22 protein-coding genes are annotated in these 24,817 nt (G+C 69.6%); 21 read left to right on the plus strand and 1 reads right to left on the minus strand.

Features of this window, described 5'->3' with window-relative positions; translation table 11 throughout:
* Positions 1 to 126 precede the first annotated feature (126 nt).
* The 5 genes from QJ043_RS01380 to QJ043_RS01400 all read left to right on the plus strand — a co-directional run bounded on the left by QJ043_RS01380 (position 127) and on the right by QJ043_RS01400 (position 7,402).
* Positions 127 to 1,695 (plus strand): phytoene desaturase family protein, encoded by a 1,569-nt coding sequence (locus QJ043_RS01380; RefSeq protein ID WP_283712380.1) that lies wholly within the window; start codon positions 127 to 129, stop codon positions 1,693 to 1,695.
* Between the two features lie 2 nt (positions 1,696 to 1,697).
* Entirely contained in the window at positions 1,698 to 2,906 is a 1,209-nt protein-coding gene (locus QJ043_RS01385) for an iron-sulfur cluster-binding domain-containing protein (RefSeq protein ID WP_283712381.1), read from the plus strand.
* 115 nt (positions 2,907 to 3,021) lie between these two features.
* The gene (locus QJ043_RS01390) at positions 3,022 to 4,374 is read left to right on the plus strand and encodes a C1 family peptidase (RefSeq protein WP_283712382.1); all 1,353 of its coding nucleotides are present in this window, start codon (positions 3,022 to 3,024) and stop codon (positions 4,372 to 4,374) included.
* Between the two features lie 35 nt (positions 4,375 to 4,409).
* Positions 4,410 to 5,810 (plus strand): CCA tRNA nucleotidyltransferase, encoded by a 1,401-nt coding sequence (locus QJ043_RS01395; protein WP_283712383.1) that lies wholly within the window; start codon positions 4,410 to 4,412, stop codon positions 5,808 to 5,810.
* A gap of 245 nt (positions 5,811 to 6,055) precedes the next feature.
* Positions 6,056 to 7,402 (plus strand): glutamate-cysteine ligase family protein, encoded by a 1,347-nt coding sequence (locus tag QJ043_RS01400; protein WP_283712384.1) that lies wholly within the window; start codon positions 6,056 to 6,058, stop codon positions 7,400 to 7,402.
* Between the two features lie 64 nt (positions 7,403 to 7,466).
* Here the strand turns inward: QJ043_RS01400 and QJ043_RS01405 are convergent, their stop codons facing one another.
* The gene (locus QJ043_RS01405; RefSeq protein ID WP_283712385.1) at positions 7,467 to 8,594 is read right to left on the minus strand and encodes a diacylglycerol/lipid kinase family protein; all 1,128 of its coding nucleotides are present in this window, start codon (positions 8,592 to 8,594) and stop codon (positions 7,467 to 7,469) included.
* Between QJ043_RS01405 and rnd the strand changes: the two genes are divergently transcribed.
* The 16 genes from rnd to QJ043_RS01485 all read left to right on the plus strand — a co-directional run bounded on the left by rnd (position 8,581) and on the right by QJ043_RS01485 (position 24,815).
* Positions 8,581 to 9,729 carry a ribonuclease D gene (gene rnd / locus QJ043_RS01410; protein WP_283712386.1) on the plus strand — a complete coding sequence of 383 codons (1,149 nt, stop codon included), beginning with the start codon at positions 8,581 to 8,583 and terminating at the stop codon, positions 9,727 to 9,729. The genes QJ043_RS01405 and rnd overlap by 14 nt on opposite strands.
* Positions 9,730 to 9,942: 213 nt before the next feature.
* Entirely contained in the window at positions 9,943 to 10,641 is a 699-nt protein-coding gene (locus tag QJ043_RS01415) for a zinc metallopeptidase (protein ID WP_283712387.1), read from the plus strand.
* 10 nt (positions 10,642 to 10,651) lie between these two features.
* Complete coding sequence (gene xseA, locus QJ043_RS01420) at positions 10,652 to 12,106, plus strand: exodeoxyribonuclease VII large subunit (RefSeq protein ID WP_283712388.1); 1,455 nt, start codon at positions 10,652 to 10,654, stop codon at positions 12,104 to 12,106.
* 34 nt (positions 12,107 to 12,140) lie between these two features.
* Positions 12,141 to 12,356, plus strand: coding sequence for an exodeoxyribonuclease VII small subunit (gene xseB, locus QJ043_RS01425; protein ID WP_283712389.1), 216 nt, complete (start codon positions 12,141 to 12,143; stop codon positions 12,354 to 12,356).
* 57 nt (positions 12,357 to 12,413) lie between these two features.
* Positions 12,414 to 12,764 carry an HIT family protein gene (locus QJ043_RS01430; RefSeq protein WP_283712390.1) on the plus strand — a complete coding sequence of 117 codons (351 nt, stop codon included), beginning with the start codon at positions 12,414 to 12,416 and terminating at the stop codon, positions 12,762 to 12,764.
* Between the two features lie 2 nt (positions 12,765 to 12,766).
* Positions 12,767 to 13,252, plus strand: a complete 486-nt coding sequence (locus tag QJ043_RS01435) for a C-GCAxxG-C-C family protein (RefSeq protein ID WP_283712391.1) — start codon at positions 12,767 to 12,769, stop codon at positions 13,250 to 13,252.
* A gap of 54 nt (positions 13,253 to 13,306) precedes the next feature.
* Positions 13,307 to 14,482 (plus strand): acetate/propionate family kinase, encoded by a 1,176-nt coding sequence (locus tag QJ043_RS01440; RefSeq protein ID WP_283712392.1) that lies wholly within the window; start codon positions 13,307 to 13,309, stop codon positions 14,480 to 14,482.
* A gap of 155 nt (positions 14,483 to 14,637) precedes the next feature.
* The gene (gene def, locus QJ043_RS01445; RefSeq protein WP_283712393.1) at positions 14,638 to 15,189 is read left to right on the plus strand and encodes a peptide deformylase; all 552 of its coding nucleotides are present in this window, start codon (positions 14,638 to 14,640) and stop codon (positions 15,187 to 15,189) included.
* An 83-nt stretch (positions 15,190 to 15,272) separates the two neighbouring features.
* Positions 15,273 to 16,187 carry a methionyl-tRNA formyltransferase gene (gene fmt, locus QJ043_RS01450; RefSeq protein WP_283712394.1) on the plus strand — a complete coding sequence of 305 codons (915 nt, stop codon included), beginning with the start codon at positions 15,273 to 15,275 and terminating at the stop codon, positions 16,185 to 16,187.
* A gap of 9 nt (positions 16,188 to 16,196) precedes the next feature.
* Complete coding sequence (locus QJ043_RS01455) at positions 16,197 to 17,594, plus strand: RsmB/NOP family class I SAM-dependent RNA methyltransferase (RefSeq protein ID WP_283712395.1); 1,398 nt, start codon at positions 16,197 to 16,199, stop codon at positions 17,592 to 17,594.
* On the plus strand, positions 17,591 to 18,256 hold the full coding sequence (locus QJ043_RS01460) for a thiamine diphosphokinase (protein WP_283712396.1): 666 nt from the start codon (positions 17,591 to 17,593) through the stop codon (positions 18,254 to 18,256). The genes QJ043_RS01455 and QJ043_RS01460 overlap by 4 nt, the downstream gene beginning before the upstream one ends.
* A gap of 193 nt (positions 18,257 to 18,449) precedes the next feature.
* A complete protein-coding gene (gene ilvB / locus QJ043_RS01465) occupies positions 18,450 to 20,135 on the plus strand; it encodes a biosynthetic-type acetolactate synthase large subunit (protein ID WP_283712397.1) in 1,686 nt (561 codons plus the stop codon).
* Complete coding sequence (gene ilvN, locus QJ043_RS01470; protein ID WP_283712398.1) at positions 20,132 to 20,716, plus strand: acetolactate synthase small subunit; 585 nt, start codon at positions 20,132 to 20,134, stop codon at positions 20,714 to 20,716. Before ilvB ends, ilvN begins: the two co-directional genes overlap by 4 nt.
* Positions 20,717 to 20,789: 73 nt before the next feature.
* Positions 20,790 to 21,809: a ketol-acid reductoisomerase gene (gene ilvC, locus QJ043_RS01475; RefSeq protein WP_283712399.1), complete on the plus strand. Its 1,020-nt coding sequence runs from the start codon at positions 20,790 to 20,792 to the stop codon at positions 21,807 to 21,809.
* 97 nt (positions 21,810 to 21,906) lie between these two features.
* The gene (gene ilvD, locus QJ043_RS01480) at positions 21,907 to 23,568 is read left to right on the plus strand and encodes a dihydroxy-acid dehydratase (protein WP_283712400.1); all 1,662 of its coding nucleotides are present in this window, start codon (positions 21,907 to 21,909) and stop codon (positions 23,566 to 23,568) included.
* Entirely contained in the window at positions 23,565 to 24,815 is a 1,251-nt protein-coding gene (locus QJ043_RS01485) for an ATP-binding protein (RefSeq protein ID WP_283712401.1), read from the plus strand. The genes ilvD and QJ043_RS01485 overlap by 4 nt, the downstream gene beginning before the upstream one ends.
* The last annotated feature ends 2 nt before the right edge of the window (positions 24,816 to 24,817 follow it).

Here is a 24,817-nt window from a genome sequence, read left to right on the forward strand (position 1 = left end):
ACCAGTGTCCCACTTTTGGTTTCCGGACGGGAAAGGCGGGGCGCCGTTCACGGATGGACATTTCTGAATATGAACTCAAAGGACTACCATTACGCAACCCGGAAGCCCCAAAGAGAGAGGAGCGCCATGGACCCACAGTACGACGTGGTGGTCGTCGGCGCAGGCAACGGAGGCCTCATGTGCGCGGCGCAGTGCGCCAAAAACGGCCTCAAGACGCTGGTGCTCGAGAAGCACAACCTGCCGGGCGGGTGCGCCACGACGTTCGTCCGCGGCCGCTACGAGTTCGAGGCGTCGCTGCACGAGCTCTGCTCCGTGGGCACCGCCGAGAAGCCCGACGAGGTCTACCGGCTCTTTGAGAAGGTCGGCGCCGACCCGGACTGGCGCTACGAGCACACGATGTTCCGCGCCGTCTGCACCGCGCCGGACGGCTACGACGTGACGCTCTCCGGCACCGGCGACGACCCGTGGGACACGTTCGCCCAGTGCGTCGAGGACGCCGTCCCCGGCTCCAAGGAGGGCGTGCTCGCGATCCGCGACCTCGTCGAGCATGACAAGGACGCGGTGGCCTACATCACCAAGATGAAGGGCAAGCTCAACCCCCTCCGCATGATCACGCAGTACGCGGACTTCATGCGCATGGCCGCTTACTCGGCCGAGGACGTGATGGTGGCCCTCGGGCTACCGGCCAAGGCCCGGAACATCCTCTGCACCTACTGGGGCTACCTCGGCGTCCCCACCGACGAGCTCAAGGCCTTCCACTACTTCAACATGGTGGACGGCTACGTCACGGACGGCGCCGCGTTCCCGCGCCTCAAGAGCCACGGTCTGTCCGAAGGCCTCGCGAAGGTCATCCTCGACAACGGCGGCGACATCTTCTACAACACCGAGGTCGACGGCTTTGTCTATGACGGCAACGGGGCCGTCTGCGGGGTCACCGCGGGCGGGAAGGAGTACCGGGCCCGTCGCATCGTCTCGAACATCCTGGCCAACAACGTGTGGAACCTCTCGCCGGCCAAGAACGTGCCCGACAAGGCCCGCCAGCTGGCCAACGCGCGCTCCTTTGGCATCAGCGTCTTCACCATCTACCTGGGCCTCGACATCTCTAAGGACGAACTGGGCCTCGGCAACTACACGACGTTCATCCAGAAGAGCCCCCGCGCCCGCGACCAGTACGACCTGCGCTCCAACAAGGGCTTCTATATCGTCAACTGCCTGAACGAGATCTTCGACGAGGCCACGCCCGAGGGCACGTGCCAGCTGTTCTTCACGGCGCAGCTGGATGGCTCGGACATCCCCGACGACCTCACGCCCGAGGAGTACAAGGACTGGAAGAACAAGCTGGCCCAGAGCTACATCGCCGACGCCGAGAAGGTCCTCGGCGTGGACATCTCCTCACACGTCGAGGAGGTCGTGGTCGCGACGCCGGTCACGTTCGCCCGCTACCTCGGCACTCCGACGGGCACCATCTACGCCTATCGCACCGCCGGGTGGGACTCGGTCATGGCTCGCATGAGCGCGCAGTTCACGGACAACACGGTGCAGTCCCTCTCGTTCGTGGGCGGCCAGACCGCGCGCGGCGACGGCTACAGCTGCGCCTTCATCTCCGGCGACACCACTGCCGAGCGCATCACCAACCAACTGCGAGCGGAGGACGCCGCCGCGGAGGCGGTCGCGTCCGGAAAGGCGGGTGAGTAAGGATGGCCAAGCCCAACATCCGCTCCCTGGACGCGATGGCGTTCACCTCGATGGCCGGCGAGCGCGAGCGTCATATCGAGGAGGCCTCCACGGCCATCCCGCCCAAACCGTCCAGCTACAAGGCCAACCGCATGGCCGCCGCGCTGCACCCGTCCGTGCAGCACGTCAAGATCGCGCAGGTGATCGACCGTGGCCCTCGGTTCAGGAGCTTCGTCCTCGAGGCCGATGAGGACCGTGGCACCGAGGGCCTTGCCTGGTTCGACGCCGGCCAGTACCTCTCCGTCGAGGTGCCGCTGCCCGAGGGCGCCGTCACGCGCCCGTTCTCGATCTGCTCGAGCCCCCTTGACGCCAAGAACGGCCAGTACCAACTGACGCTCGAGCGCGTGCCGGGCGGCCGCGTGAGCGACTTCGTGTGGGACACCTGGGCAGAGGGCACGAAGCTGGACGTCTCGATGCCCTGTGGCGAGTTCACCTACGAGCCGATCCGCGACGCCAAGCAGGTCGTGGCGCTCGTGGGCGGCAGCTCCATCACGCCCATCTACTCGCTGGCCAAGGCCGTGGCCGAGGGCACCGAGCACATCGAGTCGCTCACCATCCTCTATGGCACGAACACCTGGGACGAGGCCGTCCTCGAGGCGGAGCTTCAGGAGCTGGCCGACAGCTGCGACGCGGTCACGCTGGTCAACGTGCTGGCCGACGAGGAGCGCGACGGCTGCGAGCACGGCTTCATCACGCTCGACCTCGTGAGGAAGCACGCGCCCGAGGGCGACGTGAGCTACTTCATCTGCGGGCCCCAGGCGATGCGGCTTGCCATCGACGCCTGGATCGACGACCTTGGCGTGCGTCGCAAGTTCATCCGTCGCGAGGTGTTCGGCGAGTACCGCGACCCCGAGAAGGATCCCGGCTACCCCGCGCCCGCGGCCACGGAGTTCAAGCTGACGGTGCGGGTCTGTGGCGAGGAGCACGAGCTCACTTGCAATGCCCACGACACGCTGCTGAACTGGATGGAGAGGCAGGGCATCCACGCGCCCGCGCGTTGCCGCTCCGGCGAGTGCGGCTGGTGCCACTCGAGGCTCGTCTCCGGCGACGTGTACGTGCCAGAGCGCACGGACGGCCGCCGTGAGGCCGACAAGAAGTACGGCTACGTGCACCCGTGCGCGACGTTCCCGCTCTCGGACGTCGTGCTCGAGGTCCCGCCCTTCGCGAACTAGGCCCCAGGCGCGCTGGGACATGGCCCGCCCGGGTTCTGTCCCAGCGCGCGCCTCCTCTGCGGGGTGGTGCTAGGCTGAGCGCTGAATCCCTGCGTATCACCGAGAGGACCTCACCATGCCGCACCTTCCCGAGACCTCCGTCACCCCCGAGCAGGAGGCCGCCTGGGCCGAGCGCTTCGGGCGCGACCGTGCCAACCTCGTCGCGAAGAACGCCGTCAGCTCGGTCGGCATCCGAGCGGCCGCGCGCGTGCCGGAGGGCGTCGCCGAGAGCGCCCTCGGCTTCGACGTCGAGGTGCCACAGGGCGACCGCACCGACCAGCAGCGCTCGGGCCGGTGCTGGATGTTCGCGAGCCTCAACACCCTCCGCCAGCACGTCATCGCTCGCCTCAACCTCAAGACCTTCGAGCTCTCCCAGGCCTACCCGCTCTTCTATGACAAGCTCGAGAAGTCCAACTGGTTCCTGCTCAACGTCATCGACACCGTGGGGGAGCCTCTGGACGGGCGTCTCGTCCAGTACCTCCTCCAGGACCCGGTGGGGGACGGCGGCCAGTGGGACATGTTCCGCTCGCTGATCGAGAAGTACGGCGTCGTGCCCAAGGAGGCCATGCCCGAGACTGCTTGCTCCCGCAACACGCGCGAGATGGACAAGTACCTGACCCGCTACCTGCGTGGATGTGCCTGCCGTTTGCGTGGGCGCGCCGCCGAGGGCGCGACCCGCGAGGAGCTCCTGCAGATCCGTACAACGATGCTGGCCGATGTCCGCTCGCTGCTGGCGACCTGCCTCGGCGAGCCGCCCCGGACCTTTGAGGTGCGCCTGCGTGACAAGGACGACAACCTCGTCTGCCACGGCTCCTTCACGCCGCACGACTTCTTCGCAGACGTCGTGCAGGTGGACGTCAAGCGGCTCATCTCCTGCGTCTCCGCCAACACGGCCGACAAGCCCTTCAACCGGTCGCTCACGGTCTCCCGCCTCGGCAACGTCGCCGAGGACGGCCAGGTGCGTTACCTCAACCTGCCGATCGAGCGCCTCAAGGAGCTGGCGCTCGCGCAGCTCACCGACGGGCGCCCGGTGTGGTTCGGCTGCGACGTGGACCAGTCCTACGTGCGCGACGAGGGCCTCATGGCCACCGAGTGCCTCGCCATCGACCAGCTCTTCGGCTTCGCCGTGGAGGGCTGCCTCGACCGGGCCGAGCGTCTCGACTACGGCGAGTCGGCGATGACCCACGCGATGGTGCTCGAGGGCGCCCGCTTGGACGAGGACGGAAAGCCGGTGCTCTGGAAGGTCGAGAACTCCTGGGGCAAGGACCACGGCCGCGACGGCTTCGACACCATCACGGACGACTGGTTCGACCAGTACGTGTACCAGGTGGTCGTGGACGAGGCGTACCTGACGCCGGAGGAGCTCGCCGCGTACCGTTCCGACCCGATCGAGCTCGCTCCTTGGGACCCGCTCGGCAGCCTGGCCTAAGCCCGCGAGAGACCACCCGCCCGAGAAGGACCCTCATGCCCGCTGCCGACCCGTCAGCCCCGCAGTTCCCGAGCCAGGCCCCGCTCGCTGCCGCCCGCGTCCTCCAAGCCTTGGAGACGCGGGGCTGGGAGGCGTGGCTCGTCGGAGGCTGGGTGCGCGACCGGCTGCTTGGAGAGGACCCTCACGACGTGGACGTCACGACGGACGCGCCGTGGCCCGAGGCCAAGGCGGCGCTCGAGGCCGCAGGGATTCGGGTCGTCGAGACGGGCACCAAGCATGGGACGGTGACCGCCGTCGTGGGCCGCGTGCCCGTCGAGGTCACCACCTATCGGGTGGACGGCGCCTATTCCGACGGGCGCCACCCGGACTCCGTGACGTTCGTGCGCTCGGTCGAGGAGGACCTGGCCCGGCGCGACCTCACCTTCAACGCGATGGCCTGGCACCCGGAGCGTGGCCTGCTCGACCCGTTCGGGGGCGCGAGGGACCTCACGGCAGGTGTGGTGCGCGCGGTGGGCGATCCCGACACGCGCTTCTCGGAGGACGCGCTCCGCGTGCTGCGGGCGGTGCGGTTCGCGGCTCGTCTCGGCTTCGGCATCGAGCCGGCGACCCAGGCCGCGCTGGATCGCCGGGCGCCCGGGCTCGCACGGGTGAGCTCCGAGCGCATCGGCGCCGAGCTGCGCGGCATCCTGCGGTCCGGCCGTTCGGGGTGGGTGCTCCGCGAGCAGCGGGCCGCGCTCTTCTCGGCGGTGCCGGAGCTCGCGCCGATGGACGGCTTCCCCCAGGCCACGCCCTACCACTGTTACGACGTGCTCCATCACGTGGCGCGCGTGTGCGACTACGTGCAGGTATTCTCGGGAGGGGTCGTGCCAGAGCCGCTCGCGTGGGCAGCCCTCTTCCACGATGTGGGCAAGCCCGACACCTTGAGCATCGGCGAGGACGGCGTCGCGCACTTCTACGGACACCCGTCGCGTGGGCGTCAGGTCACGGAGCGGGTGCTGCGGCGCCTTGCGGTGCCAACGTCCGTCGCGGTGCCGGCGCTCGCCCTCGTGCGCCTTCACGACCGCCCCACGGTGCCGGAGCGGACGTCCGTGCTCAAGCTCCTCCGCAGCCTCGACCAGATGGCGCCGGGCCAGGCCGCAGGCCTGTTCTTTCAGCTCATGGCCCTCCGACGCGCCGACGCGGCGGCCAAGGCGCCGGCGTACCGCGATTACGCCGTGGAGCTGGATCGGGTGGAGGCCGAGGGCCGCTCGCTTGTGGCCGAGCGGGCGCCGCTCCGTGCACGGGACCTCGCGGTGAGCGGCCGCGACGTGATGGAGGTGCTTGACCTGCCGCCCGGCCCTGGTGTCGGGGCGCAGCTCGAGCGCCTGCTCGACGCCGTCAACCGTGGGGAGGTGCCCAACGAGCGCGGCGCGCTCCTGAGGCTTCTGGAATCCTAAAGCGGCGGCCGCGTGGCCGAAAGGTTGCCTTTGTTGCCCAAGCGTCCGGGACAGTCCCGCAATTGGCGGCGCGGACTGCCGTGAGCGGCAGCCGAGGCGCACGGTGCTGCCGTCTGCGGCGCAAATCCAGCACTTCACCGAAATGCTCGTTAAGAGTATAACTAGGTGCAAGCGGCATCCACGTCATTTGTCCCGAGTGGCCACCCCTCGTCATCGGCCCTTGGGACCTGCAGGAGAGTTGGCCTATGGACCTTCGCTACACCCTCGAGGAAGAGATGCGCTTGGAGCGCAATCGGGAGCGCGCCGTGTCGCTCGTGAGCGGCGTTGGCGCGACCGAGCCGCGCGGCCTCTGCCTCACGCTCGGGCGCGTGGTGGTGGATCCGGTCTCTGGCGACGTGGTGCCCTACGAGGGCTCGCTCGGGCTCGAGTCCCTGTTTCGGCGGTGGCTCGAGCTCTTCCCCGACGATGGGCTCACTATGGTGGACGGGCGCCTCGTGGGTGCTCGCTGCGAGCTGGCCTGCCGCGAGGGCGCGACGGTGCGCCTAAGCTCCACGCTCGGTCCTGGCGGGCAGCTCGAGGTCAGCGCAGGCCCTTCGGAGAGCGTGCTCGACCTCCTCTTCGCCGTCGAGACCTTTGACGAGCGGTTCCGCCGCACCTGCGACGCAATCGGCGTCGAGTGGCAGATGGTGGCCCTTGGCCTCGACCCGGTGCCCACGAGCCCGCGCGACGTGCGCCTCGTGCCGGAGGGGCGGTTCCAGCTGTGGGACGAGTACCTCTCGCGCACGGGCCGGTACGCGCAGGACATGATGCGGCTCTCGGCCTCCACGCACGTGTCATTGGGCTACGACGAGGACGAGCCCCTTGCCGACCAGTTCCGTCTGGCCGTCGCGCTCGGGCCGCTCGTCTCCTTCCTGTGCGACAACGTGAGCTCCTGGCGCGGCCTTTCGGCGGACGACACGCCCCGCATGGCGCGCTCGCGCGTGTGGGAGCACGTGGACCCGCAGCGCTGCGCTGTGGTGCCGGGCACCTTCAAGCCAGGCTTCTCGGCCGAGACCTACGTGGACTGGGTCGCGAGCGTGCCGGCCGTGATGTTCACGCCGGACGACGGCGAGCCCTTCTCCACCGGAAGCGCCACGGGGCGTGACGTGATGGCCCTTCGCGACCTCTCGGAGGGCGAGCTCCTGCGGCTGATGACGGGCGTGTTCCCCACGGTGCGCCTGAGCGGCCAGATGCAGATTCGCGACGCCGACTCGATGCCCCCGTGGCTCGCTGCGGCCTTGGCCGCCTTCCTCAAGGGCATCTTCTTTGACGAGGACGCCTTCCACCGGGCCTACGACCTGCTCGTGCGCGGTCGCACCGACGAGGAGGTCGGCCGTGCCTATGCGGTGCTCCGGAGCGACGGCTGGGGCGCGAGCGTCTACGGGATCCCGGTGTCCACGCTCGTGCAGCGTCTGGTGCAGCTGGCCGAGAACGGCCTCCAGGACCCGCAGGAGCGCACGGTCTTCCACGCGCTGTCGAGCCTGTGGCAGGCGCACCTCGTGCCGAAGGACCTCTACGCGCCGGCCGGGAACCGCGTGGCCGTCTGCGCGTAACCGCCGGGGTCGGTGCGCGCACGTTCAACGATGGCGCGACCGCAGCCGCCGCGATGGCGAGCGGTCACTCGCTGGGCGGGAACGCGGTGACCTCGGTGCCCGGGTACTTGGGGCCCTCTTGCGTGTCGCGGAAGTAGGGCGACAACGGGTCCACGATCAGGCGGTTCGCGGAAGGCAGCACCGCGGCCTCGAAGTGCGTCACCTCGTAGGGAAGGGCGTCGCCGTCGATCTGCATCGGCACCGGCTGCGAGGCCCGGACCCTCACCTCGCGGCACTGGAAACGCTCGACCTGCGGGCGCCCCAGATTCTCGCCGTGGCGGTCCACGATGCCGGCCGCGAGCGTGCGCAGGAGGCCGACGGCGTCCGGCGCCTCGAGCAGGATCACGTCGAGCAGGCCGTCGTCGACGCGACAGTCCGGCACGATCTCGATCTCGCCCTGGATCATGGCGGTGTTCGCGATGATGCACGCGATCGCGTCGCGCCGCACGTGCTCGCCGTCCATGTCCAGGTCGAACGTCACCACCGGCGGGTTGGGGTTGTCGAAGGCCGCTACCAGGTACGCGGCCTGGCCCATCGCCTTCTTGTTGGGGACCGCGGCGCGCATCAGGGTGGCGTCGAAGCCGGTCCCGCTCATGAGCGTGAAGCCGTCCACGTGGGTCTGCCCGTCCGGGTCCTGCCAGCTGACCTGCCCGATGTCGCTCCACATCGTGGCGCCCACGCGGCAGGCGCGGGCAATGGCGGCCGGCTCGGGCGCGTTCCCGAGGTCCGAGACAAAGAGGTTGGCAGTGCCGGAGGGAAAGACGCAGACGGGCGTCTCGGACCCACGGAGCGCCCAGAGCAGCGACCCCACGGTCCCGTCGCCGCCAGAGACCACCACGAGGTCCCAGTCGTCCACGTCGGCGACGGCCTCGTCCGGGTCCCACGGGTCCGGGAGCACGCGCAGCTGCACCTCGTCGCCGGGGTGGGCAAGGGCCCGTATGAACATGAAGACGGCGTCCGAGCCGAACCCCGCCTTCTCGTTGTGGAGCACCAGGGCGCGCATGGGCCTCCCAATCGCCGTGTGGCCGGCCTCGCGCAGGTGGGGCCGGCTATAGTGGACAAGCTCCGGGCACGCGTCCGGAAGCACCCATGATAACGCCGCCCCCGAGAGGAGCGGCCGCTGCGAGGAGGGAGCCTCGTTGCTCGTCGACACCTACGAGGGCCTGATCGCCTTTTGCGAGCGCGCGTCCACGTCGCCGGTGCTGGCCGTTGACACCGAGTTCTTGCGGGAGCGCACCTTCTATCCCAAGCTCTGTCTCGTCCAGGTGGGCACCGAGGACGAGCAGGCCGCGGTCGACGTGCTCTCCATCCGCGATCTGGAGCCGCTCGAGCGCCTGCTGTTCAACGACGTGGCCACCAAGGTGCTCCATGCGTGCACCCAGGACGTCGAGGTGCTGCTCCATCGGTTCGGCCAGGTGCTGAGGCCGGTGTTCGACACGCAGCTCGCCGCGGCCTTCCTCGGCCATCGCATGCAGATGGGCTATGGCGCGCTCGTCGCGGCGTACACGGGCGTGCATCTGGACAAGGCCGACACGCTGACGGACTGGTCGCGTCGCCCGCTCGACGCGAGCCAGCTCGTGTACGCCGAGGAGGACGTGCGCTACCTGCCGGGCATCTACCGCCAGATGATGGACGAGCTCGTGCGCCTGGACCGGCTCACGTGGGTGCTCCCTGAGATGGCCGACCTCGTGGCCCATGCTGCCCATGCCGTGGATCCCGTGGATGCCTACGAGCACGTGAAGCGTGCCGGGACGCTGAGCCGTCCCCAGCTGGCCGTCTGCCGCGAGCTGGCCGCGTGGCGCGAGAAGGCCGCGATGCGCAAGGACATTCCCCGCAAGTGGGTCATCAGCGACGAGGTCCTCATCGAGCTCTGCCGCCGCGCCCCGAAGACGCCGGATCGGCTGCGCAAGGTCCGGGGGACGCAGGCGCTTTCCGAGACGGACGTGGAGGGCGCGCTGCTCGCCATCAAACGCGGCCGCGCCTGCCCGCCGACGGCGCTGCCCACGCTCGCCCGCGCGTCCAAAGCGCCCGTGGACGGCGCGTCGGTGCAGGACCAGGAGAGCGTCGTGGACCTCATGTACGCGATGGTGCGCCTGCTGGCGGACCGCGCGAAGGTGGCCCCCCAGCTGGTGGCCAAGCGGGACGACCTTGTGGACTTCATCCACGACCCTGCGGGCTCGCGGCTGTCCGAGGGCTGGCGTCGGACCCTGGTGGGGGAGGAACTGGAGCGGCTCTTGCGCGGGGAGGCAGGGCTCACGGTGCGGAACGGGCGTCTCGAAGTGATCTGAGGCCCGACGGCTCCAGTGCCGTCTTGCTTGGCAACGATGCGGGGGCGTGGCGCAGGGCCAGCCGCAGCGCTGCGCCCCATGGCGGGTTGGTGCAGCCGGCGACCCCTCTTGTCGAACACCTGTACCTTAGTTTACACTGGCCTCTCAAGCGGCCCGGCGGCGGACGACCCTGTGGCGCTCCGCGCCGGCCATGGAAGAAAGGCGTTGCGCCTCATGCCCATGTACTACTACCCGATGGGTTTCAACGCGAGCTATCTGCTGCTCGTCGTGGTCTCGCTGGCCCTCGGTCTCGGCACCCAGGCCTACATCAAGAGCACCTACCGCCGCTGGTCCTCCGTGCGGCTCCCCGACGGCAAGACCGGCGCCGAGGTGGCGCGCGCGATGCTCGCCTACGACGACGTGGACGGCGTCGGCATCCTGCCCACGCACACGAGCGGCCTCGACGACCATTACGACCCCCGCGACAACTCCCTGCACCTCTCCGACAACAACCTCCAGGGCGGCAGCGTCGCGTCCGCTGCCGTGGCATGCCACGAGGCCGGCCACGCGGTGCAGACGGCCAAGGGCTACGTCCCGGGCAAGATCCGCACCGCCCTCGTGCCGGTGGTGAACTTCGCGAGCAACGCCTGGATGGTCGTCTTCATGATCGGTGTCTTCATGAGCCTGGGCGGCCTGGTGGAGCTGGCCATCGTCCTCTTCGCGTTCTCCGTGCTGTTCCAGCTGGTCACGCTGCCCGTGGAGTTCGACGCCTCGCGCCGCGCCATCGCGTACCTCAAGGCCGCCGGTTACGACAAGATCACCCTCCAGGGGGCTCGCAAGGTCCTGACGGCCGCGGCGCTCACGTACGTCGCCGCGGCGCTCGTCTCGTGCCTGCAGCTGCTCTACCTGCTCGGTCAGAACAACCGCGACTAAGGGGAGCCGAATGGGCGAGGTGGTCGAGGAGGTCTGGGACGCGCACGGCGTGTCGGACGAGGAGCGCGCGCTGTCCGTCACCGAGGCCGTGGGGTGCGCCAATCGCGCGCTCTCCGGCATCGGCGCCGTGACGGTGCTCGGCGAGGTGTCCGGCTTTCGCGGCCCGAACGCCCGGAGCGGCCACTGCTACTTCTCGCTCAAGGACGAGGACTCGTCGCTCGACGTGATCGTGTGGCGGTGGACGGCGGAGAAGCTCCGCTTCGAGCTGCGCGACGGTCTGCAGCTGCTCGTCACGGGCGCCTTCGATGTCTACAAGAGCGGCAAGATGAGCTTCAAGGCGACGGCGGTGCGGCTCGCCGGCGAAGGGCTGCTGCGGCAGAAGATCGACGAGCTGGCCCGTCGGCTCCAAGCCGAAGGCCTCATGAACCCGCAGCTCAAGCGGCCGGTCCCGGCGTTCTGCCAGCGGGTGTGCGTCGTGACGTCGCTCTCGGGCTCCGTGATCGAGGACGTGCGCCGCACCCTCGCGCGCCGCAACCCGCTCGTGGCCATCGACGTGATCGGCGCCCCGGTGCAGGGCACAGACGCGCCGCCGGTCATCGTCAAGGCCCTCCGCGCCGCTGAGCGGACCGCCCCCGACGCGATCCTGCTCGTGCGCGGCGGCGGCTCCCTCGAGGACCTCATGCCCTTCAACGACGAGGCGGTGGCCCGCGCGGTCGCTGACATCACGACCCGCGTCCCGGTGGTCACGGGCATCGGCCACGAGCCGGACACCTCCATCGCCGACATGGTCGCGTCGCGGCGCGCGTCGACCCCGACTGCGGCCGCCGAGGGGGTGGCGCCCACGTTCGAGGAACTCCTGTCGGTCACGCGACAGCGTGCCCAACGCTTGGTGGGGAGCCTCCTCTACCGGACGGAGCAGCTGGGCACCGGAACGGAGAACCAGTCCCAGCGACTCAGCGCCGCGATGGGCGCGCGACTGGCCGCAACGCGCCAGACCGTGGAGGTGCTCGGGGCGTCCACGGTGCTCAAGGACCCGACGAGCTTCGTGACGAGGCGCCTGGAGACGCTCGAGCTCTCGGCTGAACGGCTCGATGGGGCCATGGGCGCGTACCTGCGGCGGAGGCGAGAGACGCTCGGGCCGCTCGGCGTTCGCCTGGCCAACGGAGGCGCCCGCATCTGCTCGGGACCGGCTCAGACGGTCCAGGCGCAGGGCGCGCGGCTCGTCACGGCGGGCCCTGCGGCGGTGCAGCGGTTCGAGGCACAGCTCGGCAGACAGGCGGCGGCGCTCGACGCGCTGTCGCCCCTCAAAGTGCTCGGCCGCGGCTATGGCATTCTGGAGTCCGAGGAAGGGCACGTCATCGACAGCGTGGCCGCGGCGCAGGCGGGAGAGCATGTGTCGGTCCGGCTCAAGGACGGCCGGGTGCTCGCGCAGGTGACGGGGACGGCGCCGGCGAGGACGGAGTAGACGAACGGCGGGGAGCCGCCGAGGGAGGTCGAAGATGACAGAGAGGCCCGTTGCGGAGATGAGCTTCCGCGAGGCGTCGGTGGAGCTGGAGCAGATCGTGCGCTCCCTCGAGGGCGGCGACCTGGAGCTGGAGCAGGCCCTCGCGCAGTACCAGCGCGGCGTCGAGCTGCTCACCGCGCTGCGCTCGCGTCTTGCCGACGCCGAGCAACAGGTGCGCGTGCTCATGGACGCCTCGGCGGAGGAGTCCTGAGCGTCCATCGGGAGGGGAGCGGGCGCCGGAGGCGCCCTGAGAGAAAGGCGTGATGCGATGGAAGGCTGCGTTTTCTGCGGGATCGCGAACCACGAGATCCCATCGACGGTGGTGTACGAGGACGACCAGGTCATCGCGTTCCGCGACCTGGAGCCCGTGGCGAAGACCCACGTGCTCGTGGTGCCGAAGGAGCACTACGCGAACCTGATCGACGACGTGCCGGCCGACACACTGGCCGCGATGGCCAACGCCGTGAAGCGCGTGGCCGAGGCCGACGGCATCGAGGGCTCCGGCTTCCGCGTGATCGCCAACACGGGCGACGACGCGGGCCAGACGGTGCACCACCTGCACTGGCACGTGCTCGGGGGCGAGCCCCTCGGTGCCGGCCTGCTTCCCGAGGGGCGGTAGCCATGGCGGAGATACTGACGCGCGACGAGGTCGTCGAGCGCGCCGGCGAGCTGCACCTGTCCGGGTACAACTGCGCGCAGGCCGTGGCCTGTGCCCTGGCCGAGGCGCTCGGCCTCGACATCCCCGAGGAGCAGCTCTTCGCTGCGACGGAGGGTCTCGGGCTCGGCATGGGCGGCATGCTCGGCACCTGCGGGGCCATCAGCGGCGCCTGCGTGGTGGCCGGGCTGGCCGGGTCCTCCCGGAACTTGGAGCACCCGGACTCCAAGAAGGGGACCTATGCCGTGTGCCGCGAGCTCACCCAACGCTACGAGGACGCGGTGGGCTCCGTCACCTGCGGCGTGATCAAAGGCCGGACGGGCGGCCCGGTGTTGCTCCCGTGCCATCCCTGCGTTCTGACCGGCGCCGGGATCGGCTACGACGTGCTGGTGGACAACGCCCGATTCTTGGCTGGAGCCGGCACGGATTTGTTCCGGTTGGCTTACGATTGAAAGGCTGGGGCTCAGCGACCCGCCCAGCGTCAACATCTTCGAGGAGGACCATCCATGAACGTGCTCGTCATCAACGCCGGCAGCTCGTCGCTCAAGTACCAGCTGCTCAACACCGAGGCCGGCCAGGTCTACGCCAAGGGCAACGCAGAGCGCATCGGCATCGACGACTCGTTCATCGGCCACCAGGAGGGCGACGGCGAGAAGGAGAAGCTCGTCGTCGAGCTCCCGGACCACCGCACCGCCATCAAGCACATCTTCGAGATCCTCGAGAAGGTCGACGTGCCGGTCGATGGCATCGGTCACCGCGTGGTGCAGGGCGGCTGGTATTTCCCGGAGAGCGCCGTCGTCACCGACGAGACGCTCGCCGAGGTCCGCGAGGTGGCTCCGCTCGCCCCGCTGCACAACTACGCCGAGGCCGACGTCATCGAGATCTGCCGCGACCTCTACCCGGACCTGGGCAACGTGATCGTCCCGGACACCGCGTTCCACTACAACATGCCGGAGCACGCCTGGCGCTACGCGCTGCCGCGCGACGTGGCCGACGGCCTCCACATCCGCAAGTACGGCGCCCATGGGACGAGCCACCGCTACATCTGGAAGGCTGCCTCGGAGTTCACCAACGGCGCGTGCCACAAGCTCGTGTCCTGCCACCTCGGCTCCGGCGCGTCCCTCTGCGCTATCGACGGGGGCAAGTCCATGGACACCACGATGGGCCTCACCCCGCTCGACGGCCTCATCATGGGCACCCGCACTGGCACCGTGGACCCGGCGACGGTCTTCTACCTCCAGCGCGTGGGTGGTTACACCGTGGACGAGGTCGACACGATGATGAACAAGCAGTCCGGCCTGCTCGCGCTCTCCGGCGTCTCGAGCGACTCCCGCGACATCGAGGAGGCCGCCGAGGCCGGCGACAAGAACTGCCAGATGGCCATGGACATGTTCTGCTACCGCTGCGCGCAGCTGATCCTCGAGATGGCGCAGTCCATGGAGGGCTGGGACACGATGGCCTTCTCGGCCGGCATCGGCGAGAACTCCGACGTCATCCGTGCCGGGGTGTGCGAGAAGCTCGCGTGGATGGGCGTCAAGATCGACCCGGAGCTCAACAAGGTCCGCTCCGGCGACGTGCGCCGCATCTCCACGCCGGACTCCAAGATCGACGTGCTCGTGGTGCCCACGAACGAGGAGCTCATGATCGCCCTCGACGTCGAGGACCTGCTCGGCGACAAGTAGGGGGCTTGAGCGACAACGCTGAGGTGGGGCGCCCCCGGTGGGGCGCCCCTTTGCTGTCGGCTGGGCCGTTCCGCGCGGGACGCCCTCGAGGGTGAAAATGGGAAGATAATCCCCCGGAAGACGAACCGACCAAAGAACGAGGAGAGTGGCCATCCATGGCGAGCAAGAAGGACAAGCTCGACGACATCGTCCTGATGGGCGACCCCGTTCTCAAGCAGGTGTGCGAGCCGGTGGGCGAGGTCACCGACGAGGTGCGCGAGCTGGCCGAGCGCATGACCGAGGACATGTACGCGGCCGAGGGCTGCGGCCTCGCTGCGCCGCAGGTGGGCGTGCCCATCCGCATGATCGTGGTCGACTGCGAGTACGGCGGCGGCACGCGGAAGAACCCGTACGTGCTCATCGACCCGGAGATCGTGGAGCTGGGCGACGAGACCGAGGTGGGGTCGGAAGGGTGCCTCTCGTTCCCGGGCGTGTCCGTGGACGTGGAGCGCCCGAAGCGCGTCGTGGTCCATGCCCGCAACCTTGAGGGCGACCTCATGCGCTACGAGGCGGACGGCTCGCTCCTGGCGCGGTGTCTGCAGCACGAGATCGACCACCTCAACGGCGTGGTCATGCTCGACCACCTCGGCCCCATCGCCAAGATGCGGGCGACGCAGCAGGTGCGGCAGGCCATCGCTGCGGGAGTCCAGCCGGGCGAGACGGACTAGGGGCACCTGCGCCGTCGGGGGCACTGCGTGGCGTCCCGAGTGGTGCGTGGCGTCGTTTGAGGCATCGGTGAGAGGAGGCGCGCATGCGCGTCGTGTTCATGGGCACGCCGGACTTCGCCGTGCCGTCGCTGCAAGCGCTCGACGAGGCGTACGAGGTGGTCGCGGTGGTCACGCGGCCGGACGCCGTGCGCGGCCGCGGCAAGAAGCTCGAGCCGTCGCCGGTGAAGAGGCGCGCCGAGGCCCTCGGCCTCCTGGTGATCGAGACCAAGCGCATGACGCCGGAGGTCGTCGACCGGCTGCGCGCCCTGCAGCCGGACATCCTCTGCGTCGCCGCCTTTGGATGCATCCTGCCGGACGCGGTGCTCGACCTCGCGCCGCTCGGCTGCGTGAACGTGCACGCGTCGCTGCTTCCTCGCTGGCGCGGGGCAGCGCCGGTGCCGCGCGCCGTGCTGGCAGGGGACGCCGAGGTGGGCGTCTCGATCATGGAGGTGGTGCCGGAGCTGGACGCTGGCCGCTACTGTCTCGTGGGCTCGGTGCCCGCAGAGGGCAAGACGGCGTCCCAGCTTCTGGGCGAGCTGTCGTGCATAGGGGCCGAGCTCCTGGTGCAGGCAGTGCGCGACATCGCCGACGGCACCGTTGCGTGGGCCGAGCAGGACGAGTCCCGCGTGACTTACGCCGACAAGATCTCCAAGGCCGAGATGCGCCTGGACCCGGAGGACACGTTCCTGGCGAACCTCCGGCGCGTGCTCGCCTCGTCGGATGCTGCACCCGCGCGGCTCTCCGTGGCCGGCAAGGGCATGCGCGTGCTGGCCGCCCAGGCAGCTGAGGGCTGTGCCGCGCCAGGCACCGTCTCCGTGGACCACGGCCGGGTCACGCTCGGCTGCTCGGACGGCACGCTCGAGCTGCTCGAGGTCAAGCCCGACGGCAAGCGCGCCATGACCGCGAGGGAATGGGCCGCTGGCGTCCAGGGCACCGTGCTGCCCTGGCAGAAGCTGTGAGGGAGCGCGATGGCCAAAGCGACGCCGGCGAGACGGGCGGCCCTCAAGGTGCTGGGACAGGTGCGCCAGCGGGACGCCTACGCCCGTGAGGTCCTGCGCGCGTCACCGGCTGTGGGCGCACTCGAGCCGCGCGACCGTGCGTTCGCGGCGCGGCTGGTGCTGGGCGTCACGGCGGCGCGGGGAACCCTCGACCGACTGCTCGACCGACACGTGCGCAAACCCGGCTCCCTTGAGCCCCGCGTGCGTGACGCGATGCGCATCGCGGCCTTCGAGCTGCTCTATCTGGAGACCCCGGAACGCGCCGCCGTCTCACAGGGCGTCGAGTTGGTGCGGTCCGTCTCGCCCCGCGCCGTGAACCTTTCCAACGCGGTGCTCCGCAAGGTCGCCGAGGACCGTTACTCCCTGAAGCGCACGCGGCTCGCGCTGAACCGCGTCGCGGGCACGGGCGAGGAGCCCGTGGAGGGTCGCTCCCTCGCGGCGATGGCTTCCTCTGTGGGAGCAATGCCGCAATGGCTCGCGGCTCGAGTCGCCGAGGAGCGCGGGCCCGCCGCTTTGGCCACGGTCGCGCTCGGCGAGCTCGAGCCGGCGCCGCTGTGGGTCGCGGGCGACAAGGAACGCCTGGCTGAGGCCGGGTGCGAGCCGGTGCCGGTGGCGGTGCCCGGTGCGTTCCTCGTCGAACGTCCGGGCGCGCTCGCGGCGAGCGGCCTCGTGGGCGACGGCGACGTCGTGGTCAGCGACCTGGCGGCTCAGACCGTGGCGCTCATGGCGGTGCCCGAGAACGGCGGGGCGCTGTTAGAGGTGGGGTCCGGGCGGGGGACGAAGACGCTGCTCGTGCAGCGCGACCTCGCCAGGCTTGGCTGGTCGGCCCGGCACGTGGCGGTCGAGGTCTCGGAGTCCAAGGCGCGCGTCGCGCGTGAGCGCCTCGACAAGGCCGCGGCGCAGGTGGAGGTGCTCGTGCGGGACGGTCGGGAGCTCGGCGGCCTCGGCCGGTTCACGACGGTGCTCGTGGACGCGCCCTGCTCGGGCACGGGGACCATGCGCAGGCACCCGGAGACCGTGTGGTCGCTGAAGCCCGAGGACGTGGCGCTCAGCAACCCCGATGGGCTGCCCGCCCTGCAGCTGGCGTTGCTCGAGGCGGCCGCGTCCTGCGTGGCGCCGGGCGGCGTGCTCGTGTACGCCACCTGTTCGATCCTCAAGGCCGAGAACGAGGACGTCGTCGCTACCTTCCTGGCGTCGGACGAGGGCTCGGGCTTCTCAGTGGCGCCCGCCGTTGAGGCGCCTGCCGTGCAGGGCGACGCGGTGGCCTGGGTGACCGACCATCAGACCGAACAAGGGGCGTTCCGCACGCTGCCCCAGGCGGCCGGATGCGACGGCCACTACTGCGTTCGATTGGTGCGCGAGCCATGAGCGGGCGGTACGACGCGCTCGTGGTCGCCGGCTCGCCGGAGTGCGACCCGGCGCTCGTGGCCGAGATGGCGCCTCGCTGCGGGTCGGTCGTGGCCGTGGACCGCGGCGCCGACGCGTGTGCGACCGCCGGCGTGCTCCCGGACCTGTTCGTGGGCGACGGCGACACGGTGGGGGAGCGGGGCGCCGTGTGGGTCGCGGACGCGCCGGCGGTGCGCCTCGACCCCGAGAAGGACGACACGGACCTCTCCGTCGCGCTCGACCGGGTGAGGGCGCTGTGCGGCGCGTCCGCGCGGGTCGCTCTCCTGGGCGCCTTGGGTGGGAGGCTCGACCATCTGCTCGGGGTTCTCGGCGTGTGCCGCACCCATGCGGGCCTGGCGATCGACCTTATCGACCGAACGACAAAGGCGCAGCTCATAAGCCCTGAGGGTCGTGCGAGCGTGGCGGTGCCTGGCGCGGGCACGTCCTTCTCGGTCATTCCTCTCGCCGACGACACCGTGGTGAGCGAGCGCGGCGCCCACTGGAACCTCGACCATGCGCACCTGGACGCGCTCCAGGACCTCGGCGTCTCGAACCGCGTCGCGACAGACGAGGTGACCGTGACCTGCCACGCAGGGTGCGCCCTCGTCATCTGCCACGAGCGGTCGGCGCCTCTTGCCCGCTGACCTTTGTCAACGCGCATAGCGGCGTCCTTTTACGCAAATTCATTACTATGCCCGGGCAGCGCGCCGCGAGTGGCGGCTCCCTAGGTTTCGTCTCGCTCATCGTCTCTGAATCGTCGGTGAATGGGACCTCGAGCTTTGTTATAAAGGAGCGACCTGTCCGCACCCTCGAACCCGTGTGATGGAGGCGCTTCCGATGGACCTCAAGGGATCCCAGATCGTCATCGAGACGATCATCGAGCAGGGCACAAAGGTCGTCTTCGGGTATCCCGGCGGCACGGTGCTCGACATCTACGACGCCGTGTACCAAGCCGAGGCCGATGACCGCCTGGTCCACGTGCTCACCGCCGACGAACAGGGCGCCGCCTACGCGGCCGACGGCTATGCCCGCGCGACCGGCGAGGTGGGCGTGGCCATCGCCACGTCGGGGCCCGGCTCCACCAACCTGGTGACCGGTGTCGCCACCGCGCAGCTGGACTCGATCCCGGTGGTCTTCATCACCGGCAACGTGTCCACGAGCCTCATCGGCAAGGACTCCTTCCAAGAGGTAGACATCACCGGCATCACGGAGCCCATCACCAAGCACAACTTCCTCGTGACGGACCCGAGCAAGCTGGCCGACACCATCCGGGAGGCCTTCCGCATCGCGAAGTCCGGGCGCCCCGGCCCTGTGCTCGTGGACATCCCCAAGAACATCCAGCAGACGGTGCTGCCCTTTGAGCCCGGTCCCGTGGTGGAGCCTTTCGAGAGCCCTCGGTGCAAACAGCGTAAGCTCGACAAGGCCGCCGCGCTCATAGCCGAGGCCGAGCGCCCCTACATCTACATCGGCGGAGGCGCCGTGGCCGCCGGTGCGGGTCCGAAGATCCTCGAGCTGGCCGAGCGCATGGACGCCGCCGTCGGCTCCTCGCTGATGGGCATGTCGGAGGTTCCGACGGGCCACCCGCGCTTCCTCGGCATGGAGGGCATGCACGGCACCTACACCGCCACCAAGGCCCTCGACGCCTGTGACCTGCTCCTCACGCTCGGTGCGCGCTTCTCGGACCGTGCCACCGGCGACACCGACGCCTACTGCACGGACGCGCGGATCATCCATGTGGACATCGACCGCGCCGAGGTGGACAAGAACATCGAGGTGGACCTCGGCATCGGCGGCACGCTGACGGAGGCCGTGGACGGCCTGCTCGAGCGTGTGGCGCCGGCAGAGCACCCCGCCTGGTGGGACCGCATCCACGAGCTCCAGGCCGCCTACGACGCGCAGGTCCAGGCCAACTATCCGGCCGGCGTCCTGACCCCCGACAAGGTCATCGCCGAGGTCGCCAAGCACACGGACGCCGCCACGCCCATCGTCACGGACGTGGGCCAGCACCAGATGTGGGTCGCCCAGTACTACCCGTTCGAGCAACACCGCACGTTCATCTCGTCCGGCGGCCTTGGCACGATGGGCTACGGCCTCGGCGCGGCCATCGGCGCCGCCTGTGGCACCGGCCAGCGCACGGTTCTGTTCACCGGCGACGGCTCCTTTGGCATGGACCTCAACGAGCTCGCCACCGTGGCCACCTGGAACCTGCCCATCGTCGTCGTGGTCATGAACAACGGCGTGCTCGGCATGGTGCGCCAGTGGCAGCACATCTTCTACGACGAGCGCTACTCGTCCACCACGCTCCGGCGCGCCACGGACTTCCCCAAGCTGGCCGAGGCCTTCGGCGTGCGCGGCTTGGCCGTCCGCACCCTGGACGAGCTGGCGCCTGTCATGGCGGAGGCCTTCTCGAGCCTCTCGCCGGTGGTGGTGGACGTCGCCATCGACAAGGACGAGTTCGTGCTGCCCATGCTCCCGCCGGGCGGCACCTTCGAGCAGCTGATCGTGGACAAGGAGGGGCTGTGAGCACCCAGACCGTCGAGACCTACGACATCGCCATCCTCGTCGACAACCTGTCCGGTGTGCTGTCCCGCGTCGCGGGCATGTTCACGCGCCGCGGGTTCAACATCCACTCGCTCACGGTGTCGCCCACCGAGCATCCCGAGCTGTCGCGCATCACCGTGAGCGGGGAGGGCTCCGAGGCCGAGCGCCGGCGCATCCTGAAGCAGCTGCGCAAGCTCTACAACGTCAAAGAGGTCAAGCTCATGAAGCGCGACAAGTCCATCAAGCGCGAGCTGGCCCTCATCAAGCTGAGGAACAACCAGGAGACACGTCCGGAGATCATGAGCGCGGTGGACATCTTCCGCTGCCGCATCGTGGACTTCTCTCCCAACACCCTCTGCGTGGAGATCACCGGCGAGTCGTCCAAGATCGACGCCTTTCTCACCATCGTGCGCCCCTACGGCGTTCTTGAGATCTGCCGCACCGGCATCGTCGCGCTCGACCGCGGCTGCCGGTACCTGAACCCGGACGTCGCGACCGTCGCGCCGCAGGAGACCGAGGAAAAGGTCGCCGCCGCCGGGGAGATCCCGTCGATAGTCCTGTAGTTTTGTAACCCTTGTCGGCCGCGTGCTGCCCGGTCGACACCGGCCGCCCGTCTCGACGAACGTAAGGAGAACCATGGATTCCAAGGTTTACTACAGCCAGGACTGCGACCTGTCGCGCCTCGACGGCAAGAAGGTCGCCATCATCGGCTACGGCTCCCAGGGCCACGCCCACGCGCTCAACCTCAAGGACTCCGGCGTCGACGTCGTCGTGGGCCTCTACGAGGGCTCCAAGTCCGCCGACAAGGCCCGGGCGCAGGGGCTCGAGGTGCTGCCCGTCGCCGACGCCGTCAAGGCGGCGGACGTCGTGATGATGCTGATCCCGGACGAGCGCCAGACGGCCGTCTACGAGTCCGAGGTCGCCCCGAACCTCCGCGAGGGCATGACGCTCGCGTTCGCCCACGGCTTCAACATCCATTTCGGGTGCATCGTGCCGCCCAAGGACGTCAACGTGATCATGATCGCCCCCAAGGGCCCGGGCCACACCGTGCGCTCGGAGTTCGAGGCCGGCAAGGGCGTGCCGTGCCTCATCGCCGTTGAGCAGGACGCCACCGGCGACGCCTGGGACACCGGCCTCGCCTATGCGGCCGGCATCGGCGGCGCCCGCGCCGGCGTGCTCGAGACCACGTTCCGCACCGAGACCGAGACGGACCTCTTCGGCGAGCAGGCCGTGCTGTGCGGCGGCGTCGTGGCCCTCATGCAGGCCGGCTTCGAGACGCTCGTCGAGGCGGGCTACGACCCGGTCAACGCCTACTTCGAGTGCATCCACGAGATGAAGCTCATCGTGGACCTCATCTACCAGAGCGGCTTCGCCGGCATGCGCTACTCGATCTCCAACACGGCCGAGTACGGCGACTACATCTCCGGCCCCAAGGTCGTCACCGACGAGACCAAGGACGCGATGCGCCAGATCCTCAGGAACATCCAGGACGGCTCGTTCGCCAAGGACTTCCTGACCGAGATGAGCGACGCCGGCCAGCAGGTGCACTTCCGCGCTATGCGCAAGCTCGCCTCGGAGCACCCGAGCGAGAAGGTGGGCGAGGAGGTCCGCGCCCTCTACAGCTGGTCCGACGAGGACAAGCTCATCAACAACTAGCACCGGTCCCGCATGCCGAGCCGTCCTGCCCCTTCTGCGCTCCGGCGCAGCCCCGAGGGGGTGGGGCGCCCCGGCACCGGCGATGAGAAAGGCACCCATGAGAAGCGACGTCATGAAGCGCGGCGTCAAGCAGGCGCCCGCGCGCTCCCTGCTCCATGCCCTCGGCCTCACGCAGGAGGAGATCGACCGCCCGATCGTGGGCATCGTCTCGTCCCAGAACGACATCGTGCCCGGGCACATGAACCTGGACAAGGTCGTCGAGGCCGTCAAGCTGGGCGTCGCGATGGCCGGGGGCACGCCCATCGTCTTCCCGGCCATCGCGGTGTGCGACGGCATCGCGATGGGCCATAACGGCATGCGCTACTCGCTCGTGACGCGCGACCTCATCGCCGACTCCACGGAGGCCATGGCGCTCGCCCATGCGTTCGACGCCCTCGTGATGGTCCCCAACTGCGACAAGAACGTGCCCGGCCTCCTCATGGCCGCCGCCCGCGTCAACGTGCCGACGATCTTCGTGTCCGGCGGGCCCATGCTCGCCGGTCGCATCGACGGCCACAAGACGTCGCTCTCCTCGATGTTCGAGGCCGTGGGCGCCTTCGAGGCCGGGGCGATCGACGAGGCCAAGCTGGCCGAGTACGAGGAGAAGACCTGTCCCAGCTGCGGTTCCTGCTCGGGCATGTACACGGCCAACTCCCACAACTGCCTCTCGGAGGCCCTCGGCATGGCGCTCGCCGGCAACGGCACGATCCCTGCGGTGCACTCCGCGCGCATCGAGCTGGCCAAGCGCGCCGGCATGCAGGTGATGGAGCTCGTGCGCCGGGACATCAAGCCGCTCGACATCATGACCGCTGACGCCTTTGAGAACGCCCTCGCCTGCGACATGGCGCTCGGCTGCTCCACCAACTCGATGCTCCACCTGCCCGCCATCGCGCACGAGTGCGGCGTCGACATCGACCTCGAGAAGGTCAACGAGATCTCCTCCCGCACGCCGAACCTCTGCCACCTTGCGCCCTCCGGGCCCACCTACATGGAGGACCTCAACGAGGCGGGGGGCGTCCACGCCGTGCTCAAGGAGCTCGCCGACGATGGCCTGCTCCACACCGACGTGATGACGGTCACCGGGCGGACGCTCGGCGAGAACCTTGTCGGCCACGACAACCTCGACGAGACCGTCATCCGTCCCGTGGACGACCCGTACTCCGAGACGGGCGGCATCGCGGTGCTCTGGGGCAACCTGGCACCGAACGGCTGCGTCGTGAAGCGCGCGGCCGTGGCGCCGGAGATGCTCGTGCACGAGGGGCCGGCCAAGGTGTTCGACTCCGAGGAGGAGGCCATCGAGGGGATCTTCGGCGGTGCCGTGCGCGAGGGCGACGTCGTGGTGATCCGCTACGAGGGCCCGGCCGGCGGCCCCGGCATGCGCGAGATGCTCTCGCCGACGAGCGCGATCCAGGGCATGGGCCTTGGTGGGTCCGTGGCCTTGGTGACCGACGGGCGTTTCTCGGGCGCGACGCGCGGCGCCGCCATCGGGCACGTGTCGCCCGAGGCCGTGAGCGGGGGGCTCATCGCCTATGTGCAGGACGGCGACCGCATCGCGATCGACATACCCGGGCACCGCATCGAGCTGCTCGTGGACGAGGACGAGGTGGCGCGCCGCGCGGAGACGATGCCCATCAAGCACAAGGACGACGTGTCGGGCGTGCTCAAGCGCTATGCGGCACAGGTGTCCGGCGCGGACAAGGGGGCGATCGTCAACCGATGAACGGGGGAGGGCTGGCACGGGACCTCAAGCGTTGCTGGAACCGGTTCGCGGTGTTCCGCGGGCTGGCGGCCGACCCGGTCTTCGCGCGCTTCATCGAGCTGTTGACGGACCCGTGCCCAGACGCGGCCGGCGCCTTCGCGGCGTCGCTCTATGCCACCGGCACCGACCGGTGGGACCAGTACCTCCGCGGCCTCGTCTTCTCGGAGGAGACGCCGCTCGTGCGGTTGACTGCCGAGGGCGAGGCGGTGCCGCCGCTGATGAGCGAGGCCGCGGACTGGGAGATGGGCGTCCTCGAGGCGATGGGCGCCCTGAGCCCTGAGGACCTCGGCTTGTCAACGCCGCCCGGCTGGGAGTGCGGGGCGAGCGGCCAGAGCTGGCTGCTCGAGTACCGCGAGCATCTGGCGTCCATGGAGCGTCACGGGTTCGGGATCTACGCCCGGCACCGGGCGTTCCGACTGGCCGGGCCGGAGGAGGACCCGCGGCTCGCGCCGGTCTCGCACCCGGACGCGGTGTCCGTGGCGAACCTCTATGGCTACGAGCGCCAGCGCGCCGCCGTGGTGGAGAACACCCGGATGCTCCTCGCCGGGCTGCCCGCTGCGAACGTGCTGCTGTACGGCGACGCCGGCACGGGGAAGTCGGCCACCGTCAAGGCGACCGCCAACCTGCTGGCGCCGGAGGGCCTGCGGCTCGTCGAGCTGACGCGCACGCAGCTGCACCTGCTGCCGCGGCTCCTGGACGAGCTGGCGCACAACCCGTTGCGGTTCGTCGTGTTCATCGACGACCTGTCGTTCCAGGACTCCGACGAGGACTTCTCGGCGCTCAAGGCGGTCCTCGAGGGCGGCGTGTCCGCGCGAGCCGCCAACACGGCCATCTACGCGACGAGCAATCGGCGCCATCTGGTGCGCGAGACGTTCTCGTCGCGCGAGGGGGATGAGATCCATCGTCAGGACACGATGCAGGAGACCCTGTCGCTCTCCGAGCGCTTCGGCCTGAGGGTGCGCTACGACCGGCCGGGGCGCGACGACTACCTCGCCATCGTGAAGGGGCTCGCCGGCGAGCGCGGCCTGGAGCTGCCGGAGGGTCAGCTGGCCCTCGAGGCGGAGCGCTTCGCGACGCGAGCCGGCGGACGGAGCGCCCGTGCCGCGCGCCAACTCGTCGACCGCCTCTACGTCGATGTGCATTTAGGGACAAATGCACGTTGCATGATTGATGTGCAAGCAGGGACAGTCCCCGTTTGCACGTTGTAGGT

The organism is Kribbibacterium absianum (genome assembly GCF_030067705.1).
In the GTDB taxonomy this organism is placed as follows: domain Bacteria; phylum Actinomycetota; class Coriobacteriia; order Coriobacteriales; family Atopobiaceae; genus Kribbibacterium; species Kribbibacterium absianum.

Coding starts and splice junctions, on each gene's coding strand:
- QJ043_RS01430 (WP_283712390.1), top strand. CDS start 12,414: ATGGAAGGCTGCGTTTTCTGCGGGATCGCGAACCACGAGATCCCATCG.
- QJ043_RS01395 (WP_283712383.1), top strand. CDS start 4,410: ATGCCCGCTGCCGACCCGTCAGCCCCGCAGTTCCCGAGCCAGGCCCCG.
- xseB (WP_283712389.1), top strand. CDS start 12,141: ATGACAGAGAGGCCCGTTGCGGAGATGAGCTTCCGCGAGGCGTCGGTG.
- QJ043_RS01400 (WP_283712384.1), top strand. CDS start 6,056: ATGGACCTTCGCTACACCCTCGAGGAAGAGATGCGCTTGGAGCGCAAT.
- QJ043_RS01390 (WP_283712382.1), top strand. CDS start 3,022: ATGCCGCACCTTCCCGAGACCTCCGTCACCCCCGAGCAGGAGGCCGCC.
- QJ043_RS01460 (WP_283712396.1), top strand. CDS start 17,591: ATGAGCGGGCGGTACGACGCGCTCGTGGTCGCCGGCTCGCCGGAGTGC.
- QJ043_RS01455 (WP_283712395.1), top strand. CDS start 16,197: ATGGCCAAAGCGACGCCGGCGAGACGGGCGGCCCTCAAGGTGCTGGGA.
- QJ043_RS01435 (WP_283712391.1), top strand. CDS start 12,767: ATGGCGGAGATACTGACGCGCGACGAGGTCGTCGAGCGCGCCGGCGAG.
- ilvC (WP_283712399.1), top strand. CDS start 20,790: ATGGATTCCAAGGTTTACTACAGCCAGGACTGCGACCTGTCGCGCCTC.
- ilvB (WP_283712397.1), top strand. CDS start 18,450: ATGGACCTCAAGGGATCCCAGATCGTCATCGAGACGATCATCGAGCAG.
- fmt (WP_283712394.1), top strand. CDS start 15,273: ATGCGCGTCGTGTTCATGGGCACGCCGGACTTCGCCGTGCCGTCGCTG.
- QJ043_RS01440 (WP_283712392.1), top strand. CDS start 13,307: ATGAACGTGCTCGTCATCAACGCCGGCAGCTCGTCGCTCAAGTACCAG.
- QJ043_RS01485 (WP_283712401.1), top strand. CDS start 23,565: ATGAACGGGGGAGGGCTGGCACGGGACCTCAAGCGTTGCTGGAACCGG.
- QJ043_RS01385 (WP_283712381.1), top strand. CDS start 1,698: ATGGCCAAGCCCAACATCCGCTCCCTGGACGCGATGGCGTTCACCTCG.
- xseA (WP_283712388.1), top strand. CDS start 10,652: ATGGGCGAGGTGGTCGAGGAGGTCTGGGACGCGCACGGCGTGTCGGAC.
- ilvD (WP_283712400.1), top strand. CDS start 21,907: ATGAGAAGCGACGTCATGAAGCGCGGCGTCAAGCAGGCGCCCGCGCGC.
- QJ043_RS01415 (WP_283712387.1), top strand. CDS start 9,943: ATGCCCATGTACTACTACCCGATGGGTTTCAACGCGAGCTATCTGCTG.
- def (WP_283712393.1), top strand. CDS start 14,638: ATGGCGAGCAAGAAGGACAAGCTCGACGACATCGTCCTGATGGGCGAC.
- QJ043_RS01380 (WP_283712380.1), top strand. CDS start 127: ATGGACCCACAGTACGACGTGGTGGTCGTCGGCGCAGGCAACGGAGGC.